General features: G+C 64.4%; 9 protein-coding genes and 1 riboswitch. Of the genes, 3 read left to right on the forward strand and 6 right to left on the reverse strand.

Annotation, left to right across the window (positions count from 1 at the left end):
- Window positions 1-43 precede the first annotated feature (43 nt).
- From ABD831_RS21110 to ABD831_RS21120, 3 genes are all read left to right on the forward strand, one after another.
- Window positions 44-1090, forward strand: coding sequence for an EcsC family protein (locus ABD831_RS21110; RefSeq protein WP_344951696.1), 1047 nt, complete (start codon window positions 44-46; stop codon window positions 1088-1090).
- A 109-nt stretch (window positions 1091-1199) separates the two neighbouring features.
- Window positions 1200-3479 carry an AAA family ATPase gene (locus ABD831_RS21115; RefSeq protein WP_344951699.1) on the forward strand — a complete coding sequence of 760 codons (2280 nt, stop codon included), beginning with the start codon at window positions 1200-1202 and terminating at the stop codon, window positions 3477-3479.
- Between the two features lie 896 nt (window positions 3480-4375).
- Window positions 4376-6301, forward strand: coding sequence for a DUF349 domain-containing protein (locus ABD831_RS21120; protein WP_344951701.1), 1926 nt, complete (start codon window positions 4376-4378; stop codon window positions 6299-6301).
- Window positions 6302-7062: 761 nt separating this feature from the next.
- Here the strand turns inward: ABD831_RS21120 and ABD831_RS21125 are convergent.
- From ABD831_RS21125 to ABD831_RS21150, 6 genes are all read right to left on the reverse strand, one after another.
- Window positions 7063-8061 (reverse strand): hypothetical protein, encoded by a 999-nt coding sequence (locus tag ABD831_RS21125; RefSeq protein WP_344951703.1) that lies wholly within the window; start codon window positions 8059-8061, stop codon window positions 7063-7065.
- 74 nt (window positions 8062-8135) lie between these two features.
- Window positions 8136-8582, reverse strand: a complete 447-nt coding sequence (locus tag ABD831_RS21130; protein WP_344951705.1) for a hypothetical protein — start codon at window positions 8580-8582, stop codon at window positions 8136-8138.
- A 188-nt stretch (window positions 8583-8770) separates the two neighbouring features.
- Entirely contained in the window at window positions 8771-9181 is a 411-nt protein-coding gene (locus tag ABD831_RS21135; RefSeq protein ID WP_344951707.1) for a cyclic-phosphate processing receiver domain-containing protein, read from the reverse strand.
- Window positions 9178-9723 carry a hypothetical protein gene (locus ABD831_RS21140; protein ID WP_344951710.1) on the reverse strand — a complete coding sequence of 182 codons (546 nt, stop codon included), beginning with the start codon at window positions 9721-9723 and terminating at the stop codon, window positions 9178-9180. Before ABD831_RS21140 ends, ABD831_RS21135 begins: the two co-directional genes overlap by 4 nt.
- A gap of 36 nt (window positions 9724-9759) precedes the next feature.
- A riboswitch (SAM riboswitch) is annotated at window positions 9760-9874 on the reverse strand.
- A gap of 87 nt (window positions 9875-9961) precedes the next feature.
- Window positions 9962-10951, reverse strand: a complete 990-nt coding sequence (locus ABD831_RS21145) for a DUF3293 domain-containing protein (protein WP_344951713.1) — start codon at window positions 10949-10951, stop codon at window positions 9962-9964.
- A gap of 103 nt (window positions 10952-11054) precedes the next feature.
- Window positions 11055-12791, reverse strand: a complete 1737-nt coding sequence (locus ABD831_RS21150) for a hypothetical protein (RefSeq protein WP_344951716.1) — start codon at window positions 12789-12791, stop codon at window positions 11055-11057.
- Window positions 12792-12935: the final 144 nt, after the last annotated feature.

A 12935-nucleotide genomic window follows, 5' to 3' on the forward strand; every position in this document is an offset into this window, starting at 1 on the left:
TGCCCGCGTGTCCGTCGCAAGTAGGTCAATAGGAATGGTGAAGATGAGCTTCGAAGCAATGACACCGTATGAGCAGAGGGCCTGGCAGCAGTCCATCGGGGTGCTCTATGCACCTTCACGCCGCAAGTTGATCCCGAAGAAGGCCCGGGACCGAATCTCGTCGTTGGGCAGTGCGGTCGTCGACAGGCTCAGCGACCTGCCTGGCGCCGATCAGGTCAAGGAAATCGCGGAGAAAGCCTTCGACGGGACCCTTGCGCTGACCTTCCAGCCCGCCATGCGGAGCGCCCGTCCTGACTCGATCCTCAAGCGGTACGCCGAGCGGCACCAGGAAGTATGCACTTTTGGTGACATCCGAAAACTGAGTCTTGAGGCGCGCGACGCCATGATTCCGCCGAAGTTCGGCTACACCGCCGCTTCCGCCGGCCAAGGCGCAGTCACCGCCCTGGCGGTGACAGGTGCGGAGGTTGCCACTACCGTGTCGGGCGGCACCACCGCAGCCGTCGTGGTCGGTGCTGTGGCTGCGGACTCCGTCGCGTCGATGGCGATGATGGGCCGCACCATCGGCGTTGTCGCTACCCGCTACGGCTATGACGTGCGCCTGCCTGACGAGGAGCTCTTTGCCATGGGCGTCTTGTCTCTTGGCGTGGCGGCCTCGCTCGGCTCCAAGACTCAGGCCTTGGCGGCGCTGTCGCGACTCACGCAACAGATGATGCGCCAGGCCACTTGGAGGCAACTCAACGAGCACGTGCTCGTCCGCGCGGTCGCCAAGGCGTATCAGATGCTCGGTTTGCGGCTGACGCAGCGAAAGCTGGCACAGGCGGTGCCATTCGTAGGTGTTGCTTTGAACGCCACCCTGAGCGCTCAACTGACCGAGCAGACGTTCCGGCGGGCGCAGGCGGTATACCGGCTGCGTTGGTTGTCTGAGACCTACGGCATCGACCCCAAGGAGTGGATGGACGGCGCTCCCTCGGCCGATCCTGTCACCGACGGCACCCAGGAGCGAGAAGAGGCGGTCGACGTGGTGGAGGTACTGGAGGACGAGCTTGCCGAAGAACGGGAGCTAGAGGACGACTCCGCGCTTGCTCAATGAACCTTTCGGCGTCGTGGATGGACGCCACCCTTTTTAAGGCGGTGGGCACGAGAGCCGCGGTGAGCGTGTAGCAGGTTGTTGAGTGCACTCAATAGGTAAGAGGGTCTTCGTGGTAGCCAGTCATAGAAGTGGGCCGCAGCCCGTTGCGGTTCATATTCGGTCATACAAGAACTTTCAAAACGTCTGGCTGCCATGGGCAGACGGCATTGCCCTGTTCGGTCTGAATGGTGTCGGCAAGACGAACCTTCTGGAGGCGCTTGCGATCCTGCTCGGCACTGACCACACGGTTGCGTTGGCCCGTCATCGATTTCCCGACCTAGAGTCGGTGTCGCTGTCCATTGTCTGCAGAGTCGCTTGGGATGAGATGCCGTTGGCACCCGACGTGATAGCGCCTCTCAATCTCGCTCATGCAGGGGAGGACCTTATCAAGAAGTACCCGGTCGTCGGGCGCGTCCTTCAAGACCGTGCTTGGTGGCAAGAGCTGGGTGCAACGGAAGGATGGTCCTTCGCGGATGGCTTGGCATCTGCTCAACAGGGCGTCGACGAGGACGTGCTGCAACTGATTCGAGAGATGGAGGAGGGGTTCTATCATGCCTACGTTCGGTACGACTTAGAGTCCCTTCAGATTGCCGAGCACGTCGATGCGGTTAGCCGCCTGGACAAAGTAGAACGCCGGCTCGCGCGCACACTCGTCGCCGAGGTCGGGCATGGCGATCTAGAGTCGCTGAGCGCGTGGCCGTCGCTCCACGGCGCCTTCGATCCTGCGGACCTGAGCGACTTTGCGGGCTTCGTTGAGCTCGTTCGGTTGCCGGACGTGCAAGCGAGCCCTATTGCTCTTGAGTGGCTCCCGAGGGCTCGCGAGAGTCGAGAGGCGAACGCCTACCTAGAGGAGGCCTACGAAGTTGCCGAGACATCAGCCAAAGAGCTCGCCGCGCAGCTGTCCTTGCTTCCGATAGGCACGGTCGAGTTTGATCCCGACGTGATCTGGTGGCTTCACCTCGTGCTACGACAGGCATTGCAAGAGGAGTTATCGCTCACGCTCCCGCATATGGAAGTCGAGATCATCGCCGAAGGCCGCCCAGACCTAGCTCTAGTCGACAGGCGGCGGGAGCGGCCAGTGGCCCGAACAGGCGACTCGAACGTTCTGGAGTTCTTCTCGGCGGGGGAGCGCAGGTGGGTGGACGAGGCCCTTGCCAGCGGCGCTCGGGCGCTTGCCAGGGCGGCAGCGCGCGCGGCATGGCAAGCGCCAATGTTGGAGCGGGTGCATGAGTCGGAGTTGATCGGGGCCCTCGGTGAAGTGACCGCCGCGGTGCAGACACTGTACGACCGGGATGGCTATTGGAGCGGAGAGGCCATGGTCGCCGTGCTGCGCGCGCTTGATGACCCGCTCGTAGCGGCCGCGGAAGAGGTGCTGAAGGACGCTGACGATCCGTTGAATAGGGGCTTGGTCGAGGCTCAGTTCGCAGGGCTGTCGAGCCTGCGGCGACCGACCACGGTCCGAGTGATCGACGAACCGGAAGCGCACCTGCACCCTGCTGCGCAACGCACAATCGCCAGTGCCCTCGAGCGCCTCAGGTTGCGCGGCGAAAACATCGTTGTGGCATCGCACAGCCCCCAGTTCCTCGACCTTCCTCATTGGCAATTGGTGCATGTTGAGGCAACGCTCGCCGGAACTACCATTCACGTGCTCACGCCTGGGGAGACTGACGCACGGCACGGTCTGGCAGTAGCCATGGGATGGACCCGTGGCGAGCTGTTGTCCTTGGTTAGTTACGTCCTAGTGGTCGAGGGCGAGCATGACCGAATCGTCTTGGAAGAGCTGTACGGGCAGGACCTGCGGGAGGCAGGTGTCGCGATCTTGCGCATGCACGGCACCTCCCATCTCCTCGCTACCGCGGACATGGATTTCCTACTCCGTCACATGAACGTCCCTGTTGGCGTGATGGTGGACTACGCGTCGATGGAGCATGTCCGGTCGTCTCGACCCGATCGGTTCCTGACGGGTGAAGAAAGGTCTCTGCGTGAACTCGAGCGGGAGTGCAAGCGCAAGGGGAGGCCCATCGACGTCTATGGTCTTCGCTGGCCCGACATTGTTGCCTATATAGACGACGACGTTGTCCGACAGCTTCACAGCCCTGATTTTCCCGGTTGGGCATTTGTCGTTCGACGCTTCAAGGAGCTTTCACCGAGGCCGAGTTTCAAGCCGTGGGTGTTGGAGGAGTTCGGCGTCGATCTGACGACCGCGTATCGCGTGCGGGAAGCGGTGAAAGCGATGTCCGATATTCCGCTGACGCGTAAGTCGGATCTGAGTCAGGCCGTCCAGTCCATCCTGGGGCGAGCGCATGAGGGTCAGTGGCTCTCTTCCTCATACACCGATGGTGATGCCTAAACGGCAATCGGCCGCCTTCCTGACTCGCTTCCCTCCCGCATATGTGACGGTCCGCTGGCTTACGCGCGATTCGCCGCATACCCAACGGGCGACATGATGAGACAGCGGCGCACGCCTCAGGCGTGGCCCTTGCAGGCGTCCTCGTCGGCGCGGAGGGAGAAGGGCATGGTTGCTGATGTGAGGCGGTTTCCGAGGTCCGCGCGGTCATCATGGCTCGCTGCCGGTTGCCAGGACCAGGGAGAGGGAAGCGGCCGAAGGCGTGGCCGCCGCGGACGGCGGTGCTTGGGGGGCCGGGGACCATGAGGAGTTCGGGATCTGAGAACGCGCCGTTGCATTTCTGGCGTCGCAGGGCGAGGGTCGCCGCTGCTGGGTTGGCGGGGACCTCGAGCTCGACTAAATCATGTGTCGCTTGCGTTGATCCACCGCGGAGAGGTCGACGATGCACGCCGTCGTGCGCCGACATGTCGGTCTCACGTGATCGAATGCCACCGTGAGCGATGACGTCGTGGTGGCCGAACCAGTCGTGACCGTCGAAAAGCATGCCACGACACGCGCTCGGGTTCACCGTTGTCAAGGCGTTGGCGACTCGGACCACCGGGCCCAGTCAGAAGGTTGTCCGATTGGGCAGCGGATCCTGATCCCTATTCGTAGGATCCGTTCGATTCGCTGCGATCACATCTTGCTCGAGCTTCCTGGATAGGCGTCACATGTGTAATGCGTCGAACCACCCACCCGGTTGTCGGTGTGGCTGGGGCGGAGAAGGTCACCTCGGTCGTTCGCCGGGCGGGTATCAAATGGCGCCGAGGCGAGCCGCCAGTCGGCGTTCGCTGCCCGTCACACGGATCTTTGAGAGCTACACCGATCCCAACGCCCGGTGCCCAGTCTGCGGCGACAACGTGTTCTTCTACCAGGCACCCTCGGGTGGTCGGGTGCTCTTCGACGAGCTCGGCCCTCCGTGGCCGAAGCACCCGTGCACGGACAACCCGCGAGTCTCGGTGGCTCTGGCCCCCAAACCGGCGCCGACGGCGTCTCGGCGCCTGTCCGCTGATCGCCGTCTTGCAGGCTGGCAAGTCGACGGTTGGGCTCCGATTCAGATCGAGTCCTCGACTCGCGTCAGCGGCGCTCATGCCATGCGGTGCGTCACGTGGGAGGGTGGCTACCGCGAGTTCCAGGTCTTTCTGGATGAAGAGGTACGTGTTCGTGGCGCAGCCGCTGCTGCGATGCGGCCGTGGGACGAAGGCGGGCACACCATCATCTCGTTCGTGGAGCTGGATACCGGAGCAGCGCCTCGGTCGATCCAGATCTCACGGTCGGCCCCGGGCCAGACCAGGCACATCATCGAGCGACTTCTCAAGGTCGTCGCCATCGCCGAGGACGAGGCTGAGGTCGTTGACATTGAGAAGGCCATCCGACGGTTCGACGAGCTTGAACGGGTGGTTGCGACCTGGGCGCAGCATCTATCCGAAGACGAGGCCAATCCGCACTGGGCTCGGTTCCACGCAGCATGTTCCCGCGCAAAGAACAGAGTGGTGAGCGCGCAGCGTGCGGAGCTGGCCGAGAAGGAGCGCCTCGTTTCCGAACTGGAGACATTGGCTCACTCGTCCGAGTGGGAGTCCGTCTCCACCCGCTTCGCTGAGGTGCTCGAGCGCTGGCGAGCCGGCGGGGGCCTCGGCCGCTCCGGAACCGCCGATCTTGGCAACCGATTCGTGGCCGCAGAGCAGGCTTGTCTAGCCAAACAGGCCGATGCCAAGCGGACTCGCGCAAAGATCGCGAGAGTCGCAGTGAAGCAGAAGCTCATCGCCGAGCTGAACGGTCTCGCCCAGACCACCGACTGGTCGGTCGCCGATCGCAGACACCAGAACATCAAGAAGCGCTGGAATAGCACGGGCCACTTCAAAGAGGGCGACGAGGCCTGGCTCTCGGAGGCCTTCCGGGAGGCGGAGTCGACGTATGCCGCGGCGCGCGCTCGGGCATTGGCGGAGGCCGCCGCAAGGCGCGATGCGCGCGCCCGCGAGGCGCGGATTGCGACGAAGACGCAACTGATCACAGCGTTGGAGGCTCTCCTGCGGACCGCAGACTGGAGCGTTGCCGACGGCCGGTACCGGGAGATCAAGCAGCGGTGGATCACGGCAGGTCATTTCGCCAGCGAAGGCGAATCAGAGCTGTCTGAAGCGTTCGAGGGAGTTGAAGCGGCCTATCTCGAGGCCCGTGATGAGGCGCGGGCGACGGCGGATCGGGAGCGCGCGATCCGGGATGCGGAGGAACGGCGGGCTGAGCAGGAGAGTGTCGTCGCCGAGGCCGAGAACCTCGCGCGTGCTCCCTATTGGGACGCTGAGGGGTTCGAGAAGTTGAGCCTGCGCTGGAAGGCATCGGGTTCACCGTTTGAGTCGGCATTGCGAGCACGGTTCCTGGACGCATACATGGTCGCCCGCGGGCCCGGCTTCAAGGACGCGATCCGGGCCCGGCTCCACATCATCGCTGAAGCTGCGCGCTTGTCCGACGTTGCGGGATGGGACGAGCGTGCGCTGCGGTTCGTCGAGGTTGCAGCTCAATGGGACGCCGCGGCATGGGCGGGACCTGACATGGAATTGCCCCTGCGGAGGCGCTACCAGACGACGATCGACGCCTTCCTGGTCGCGTGCGACGCCGATGACCTTGAGGGCTTCTTGGCGCAGGCCAAAGATGCACGACTGCGCCCGCATGGCTCGGGTGGCTGCGCGCGAGTGAAGGTGGCGGACGCGGATCTCGACAGCCTGGTTCGCCTGTCGACTGCCGTACGTGAGGTCCGGGTGCTCACCGGTGATTCGCCCGCCGAGAGATAGCCACCTCAGGGAGGTCGCACCGTCGCACCGTCGCGCCGAGAGATCGCCTACGCGACACGCAGATAGTCAGACGACCGGACATGGCGGCTCGCTCTAGCGCGACCAGTCGGCGTCGGCGCAAAAGAGGATTAACGAGCCCAGCGGCGAGCGCGGGCTTAGGCGGCGACGAATGAGTCATAGCAACCCAACAGTCGTCTCGTCCCCTTCTGGAAGGTGTCAACGTCTAGCGACCGCCCACCGCTGGCCGAGGAGACTAGGAGTCGACCTGAGGCCACGAAATCGTCCACCAGAGCCAGTCGCCTTGCCCACGCTTGCGCCTCTTTGGAGGCCGCAGATTTGAAGAGACGGGCTCGCTCAGCCCTGCCTGCGAATTCTTCGGCCACCCGGGCCGTCTCTTGGCGGAGTTGTGTTGCCCGCATGACCATCTGTCGGGCTGCCTGCAGAGCATCCTGCGGCGTCGCTGTGACAGGACTGAGGTCCACTTGTCCGTTTAAAGGGTCAACTTCGAGGTGTGCTGCCCGAAACCGGAACCCTGACGGGTCGGGGGCCGGAAAGCCTTCAAGCCAAACGCGCTCCGAAGTCCCGACTGTCGGCCCCACGATCTCTGACAGGCGGCCAGCCCATTCTGCCTTATTCAAGTTTCCTCCCAGGTAGTCGATCTGAGTCTAGTTGTCGGGATCCTCAGCATTGAGGATGAGTATCTGCATGAACGCGGCGGGGTCGAATGTGTTGGGATCCGCTGCAGTACGAAGCAGCGGGCCTCAGTCACGAGGCCCCATCAACGGCGAGAGGTCTCCCTCGGCGAGCGCGGCGCGCATCCAGTCGCCCTTGACGGGGTCGGCCAGAGCCTCCTGAACCGAGCGGTAAGTGTCGTCGCTGGAGAGCATGGCTCGAAGCGTGACAGTTACCGATGGATCGGTCCGAACCGTCAACTCGATCGTCTCTCCGTAACCGCTCGTCAAGGCACCTAGTTGAACTTCCCAGTCCCGCCGTCGTTCGGCGCTCAGAATGCCGGCCGGGTCCAGCGGTTCCAATGCAATGGCGGCTGCGCCGAATACCCCAGGGCACGAGTACTCGACGTGGTCCATCCACTGTCGTAGAAGTTGAGCCGTCCCGGAGGGTTCCGGCTGGAATGTGAAGCCGCGCATGCTCTCGCCAGCATTGTCGCCGCGAGGCGTCGTGACCGCATGCTGGGCACCGCTGCGGTGGAGCACCCAGCCGCCCGCCCCAGGGCCCATACCGGCCTCGCTTCCCCAGTGGAATTCGGCCATAAGGTCCCCGAGGACCTCCTCCTCGTTGCTCAGGAAGGCCACGGCCTGATCACCGCACGGCGCGAAGTGAACTCTGTACCCGTTGACGAGCGCGCACCGCCGGAGATTGTCTCCTTCATAGTCGAAGACGTCGTCCTCGGAAAGGAACCTTTCCACGTCGAAAGGCCAGTCGATGATGTCGGGGTCACCGCCATCACCGTCCACGGCAAGACAGTCGACCAGCATCAACGGATCGGGCGTCCCGTAAAGAGTCATCTCGTCCTCGAGCAGGGTCAGCCACTCCGAACCGGGCTGGCATGCCTCACGGACGGAGTCCACCTCCTGCTCCGAGGCGACCAACCACTCCTCGTCGACGCTGTCCCAGCGCCTCAACAGCGACTCACCCGATCCAGACAGCAACCACAAGGTGCGCGTTCCATCCGCACGTCGGCGATCCGCCCAAGTGTCATCCGGGGAAGCTGCGAGAAACCCCTCGGGAAGAGTGGTCACTCGTTTGTCCCCCCACCTGCTGCTTGAACTCATGACGTCACGCGGTTCATCAGCGCGAGGTGTGTCGGCAGGCATCAACTTTCGTCCCACACCTGCACGAGCAGCCATTCATTAGGGGCACAGGCGGCCGCCGCCGAAGCGTCGACCTCGGGGCCTCTTCCTACCCAGTGCGGGTCGATGATGTCGCCTACGTCAAAGTGCCAGGTCGCGTTCGCGTGCGGGGGCGCTTCAAGCTGTGGAATCACATCCGCTGCGAGGGCGTAGTAAATGCTGGGATACCCGTTCACCGCGGTCATGATCGCTCGATTGGCGTCTACCAGCGCATGCAGCCAATCGGTACCGCCTACGCCTGCTTGCCAGAGCGCGAGTCGCTCTGCGGCTGTCGTCACCTCGGGAAGGGCTTGCGCCTCGTCGATGGTCAGCCGTCCATGCACGGAGTCTCCAGAATCCGGGCCTCCCGCTGACAGTCGCGGATCAAGCCTCAACACGGAGATGTTCCAACCCAGCATGATCAGATTCAACCGCACGAGCAGCGTGTTTAGGCGTAGCTTCGCTGCGCGCCCCGACAGGGACGTCAATCCCAGTGCATGTATGACTCGCACTGTGTTCCAAGGCGACAATGCAAAACGAGGCAGCCGAACAGGATCCCTCCTGTTTCGTCTAGGCGACGGTCGCTCGACAGGCTTCGCCAGGGCGCCCGCGGGCACCCTTAAGTGTGTGCGGTCCGCGGGTATTCGTGGGGGAGGGGCCGCCGGTCTAGGTTGCGAGTCCAGATTCCGGCACTGAACTCGCGGCGCGCTGGGTACCCTGCGAGGCGGAGGCGTGTCGTGATCTGGAAGCCCTCGAGGGTGCGGGCGCTGTGCACGAGGATCTGGCGGATGCGAGCGGGGTGCCCAGCCGCGGCTAGTCCGATGAGGTGTTCCACAATGGGTTCGCTGTTCTCGTCGAAGAGGTCGTAGTCCAGCCACAGCTCGTCGATCCATTGTCCTGCAAGCTCATTGAGCAGGTAGATCCCGTGGTCGGGGGTGCGGGCCATCAGGCATGGGCGCCCGTCGCGGAAGAGGCGAGTGTCATCGATCAGCACGACCATGCCAGTCGCAGCGTCTGGTCGCTCGGTCATGCCTTCTTACTCCGGCACGGGTGCTCGGCTGCGGCGGAAGCATCTGGTTCTACCCCGTCGACTTGGGCGGGCACGGGTTCACCGATCCATTGGCAGTCCAGACAGACGAAGGCCTGCTTGCTGAAGTACTTCCAGATGCGCACCCTGCCGATCCGGCAACCGTGCGCTCGCCTTCTCGCCTCCACGGACATGGTTGGTTTGGCGACCGGCACCATGCCAAGTTCGGGAAAGGTCGAGCGGTTCCTGTAGTACGCCCTTCCGACGAGGTGGCTCGCGAGTTGGTCGAGCTCCACCTCGACCGGATCGGGCTGGGACTCGCGTTCCTTCTCGGCGCGCAGGGCCTCAGCTTGCTGCTCGTCGGCGGTTGGTGGGCGGGCGCACCAGGCGCTTGCGGGCAGATCCCGTAGATTCTGGCTGTCGGAGTCGGCCGCAGGTGCAGGTACGGTGCTGGCCCAGGCGCGCGCGGCTTCGGCGGCGACCGCGGCCTCCAGGATCGCAGGGGGAGTGGCGACTTCGGACCGCACGGGTGGGGCATTTGACATGGTGTCCCTCTCGGTTCCTTGGGTCCCAAGAACCGGAACCCGCGCTTACCGACTGGCGGACGCTAGTCGGTCAGGTCTTCCTCGGTGGGCACCGGCGCGGGACCGGTTGCCGAGCGACTACTCCGAGGCGTTCACGTCGCTTCTCTGAACCTGTTCACCAGAGTGCCACGCCAGGGGACTGCGAGGCGGCTCAAACGCGCAAAGAGGACATTGATTTGAGCCGGCGGCGCGCTTTCGGTTATGGCTCCGGGTGACGTGATGCGACCGCGGCGTAGAACAGGGCGGATTCGCCAAGACGCTCGGCCACGTCCCGAGCGCCGGCGGCGTCGCCCTGTTCAACCGCATGGCAGAGATGACTCCACAGGTCCAAGAGGTGCCGAGGTATGCCCTCCGTCTCCAAGGCTCTGGTGCGCGGCGCGATCGAGTCGGCCAGCGCTCGGCCGGCTTCCGGTACCCAGAGGTCTGGGTCGAAGCCACCAGACGCCGCCGCCTCAAGGATTGGCGCCAGCGCGTACCGGGCGCGGGCGGCTTCTTCGTCCTCCAAGGGAGGTAGGCGAGTCCGGCGGCGGCGGGCGGCCTCACGTCCGGCGCGGGCGTCCGCGAGTCGCCAGTACTCCTGGGTGAAGGCCAGCGACAGCTGCTCGAGTCTCTCCGCTTCGTCGGGGTCCTTAGTGTCGTCGATCACACGCTGCGCGGCCGCGTACGCGCGGGCCACCTGGACGTAGGGACTGTCCAACCCGAACCTTCGGTAGGCCTCGTCCACTCGCCGGGCAGTCTCGGGGGCGTCCAGGATCTGCCAGCCGGCGCGTGTCGTCGCGTCTGTGGTGCAGGAGGTGACGGTCAAGCCGTTGTCGGTCCAGACGAAGATGGCGTCCTGGCCGAAGTCACGCCCGATGCCACAAGCTACCTCCACGTCCATGCCTAGGATCGCGACGCTCTCCTCGACGTGGGCCCAGTTCTGGTCGCCGCCGGCCGCCGGGTGGTACTCCGTTCCCTCCCGGTCTAGTCGTTCCAACAGTTGACGGTGGGCCCGTGCATTTTCCGTCGTCGTGACCTCGGTACCGCCCGGGTTGTGGGCCGTGATCACCACGATGGCGCCGCCGGAGGCAGCGGGAGGGAATGTCCCGCTAGTTCTATCCGGCTGGTCCGGGCCCACGACGACCAACCCGTCCGGCAGATGTAGCCGCACAACGGCCGCCTCGTAGCTGGCCCAAGGGTCTTCGGACATGCGTCGGTCCTGCTTTCTTCGTAGCGGCGGGTACTCGAGACCGGCCGTGGTGCGGCTGGTCCCTGACCTGACGTAAACGTCTTCCTGATATCCCGCCGACCTGTTACTCCATGTCAAAGGGTGCAAGTGAGCCGTGCTCAAGTTGGAAGTTGATGGCGCCCTCCCACGCGCTCGGCAAGGAAAACAGCGTGCCGTAGACGTGGTCGAGGTCGGTGACTGCCTTGAACCAGTCTTCGAACGGGTCCATGCCAGCCGGGCCGGCCTCGCTATGCGGGGTGGGGTGGGTGCCGTTTAGCCTGTCCCAAGCGCGGCCGGCATAGCGGTTGTACTCCGCGGCTGAGGCGGCCAGATCCTCCTCGACCGATTCGGCATGCTGTGACAGGGCCCGTCGCAGGCCGTCAACCACCGCTTCACCGATACCGTCGCGGGCTTGGACGAGTAGGAACTCGGGCATCGACCCGAGCTCATCGCCGAGTTGGGAGCCGATGAGATCACGGACGTCGTCTTCGGTGCGAACTCGGCCCAGTTCCTTGTACTCGGGCAGGAACGGGTGGCGCATCAGATGCAGGACGGCGAACTCTCCGTCGCTGCCCGGTACCTCAACAAGGTTCAGAGATACAACCGTCGGGCCTATGGGGTTGAAGATCCCGTAGAGACACAGTTCGGCGAACGTTCGGGCGGTGAGCCATCGGCGGTCAGCCCGATCCGGTGTCGGGCTGGGCACGCCCATCATTGCCTCCATGGCGGGCTGCTCAAAGACGGCGAGGAGGTCGGCGGCGACGTCCGGGAGCACGGCATCGTCGAGCGTCTCGGTGCGCGCGGGGCCGGCCTGTCCGGCGGAGTCGGCGACGGCCATCGCCGCGCTCAATCCGGCGACGACGTTGTGCAGCACGCTCTGAAGACTCTGATCTGGTGAGCTGTTGGTCATCGTTCGCAACGTGAAGGAGGGGACGAAGATCTCGTACTGGACCGCTTCTTCGGACACAGTCCAGGCGCCGCTCAGTGACCACTGAGCGGCGAGGTCCAGTGCGAGCTGATTGGCTAGCCAGGCGTCTGGGACCGTTCGGCCGCCGAGAAGAGGAAAGCGGATTCGAGCGAGGAACCCCAGCCCGAACGGCTCGCGGTCTCGGAATTGGCCGGTCACCCGGTACCGGGCGTTCGGCGGCACCTTTCGAGGCGCTGTGCCTGCTGCGGCCGAGGCAGAGAGGAGTTCGTGGTCGATGCCGTCAACGCACACTTGCTGCTCGGTTGAGGAGTCCCCACCCTTAGCTCCGATCCACGCTTCCACCTGTGAACCCAAAGCCATCAGGTCGACGCGTGCCGGGGTGAGGTCGAAGGCCCATTCGGGTCGGCCTCGTTCGCTGCGGACCAGGTGGAACATGCCGTCTGGTTCGGCTCGGATGCCCGACGCCCCTAGCGGGTGGGAAGAGTTCACCGTGCCGCCGACGGCGCCTGCGAAGGCGTCCGCGATGGTGTCCGCGTGCCAGAAGGCAACGGTGGCAGCGCTCACCCACCGTGCGTAGGGCTGGTCCCACTCCGGCTGGATCACGGCGGTGGCGATGCCCTCGACCGTGCGCGACTGCTCATTGACGACATACGACCAGCCAGCCGTGTGACGGTTCAGCGCATGGCATAGCGACAGTGCCTGGTCGAGATCCCGTACGTCACGGATGACGTCCGTGGTCGCCGACCACCGAACGAAGCCGTCGTCCAGTTCCTCATGAGCTATGCGCTGACGCAGACGAAACGGCCAGTGCGAGAACCCGTCCGGGTGGACCTCCCACCATCCTGGTTCCACCTGCCACGTCTTCTCGCGCAGGAAAGCGGTCGGGTCGGACACCGAGAATTACCCCTGACTCAATAGGCCTGGCTCGTCAGGCCGACTCACGCTGATCGGATCAGGGGGAGCGTACTGAGGTCATGACACACCAACTCGGAGGCGAGCGCGGGTGTCGCAACTTCGGTTCAGGAACACCCGCGAAGC

The sequence above is a fragment of the Terrabacter ginsenosidimutans genome, from assembly GCF_039539425.1.
In the GTDB taxonomy this organism is placed as follows: Bacteria; Actinomycetota; Actinomycetes; order Actinomycetales; family Dermatophilaceae; genus Terrabacter; species Terrabacter ginsenosidimutans.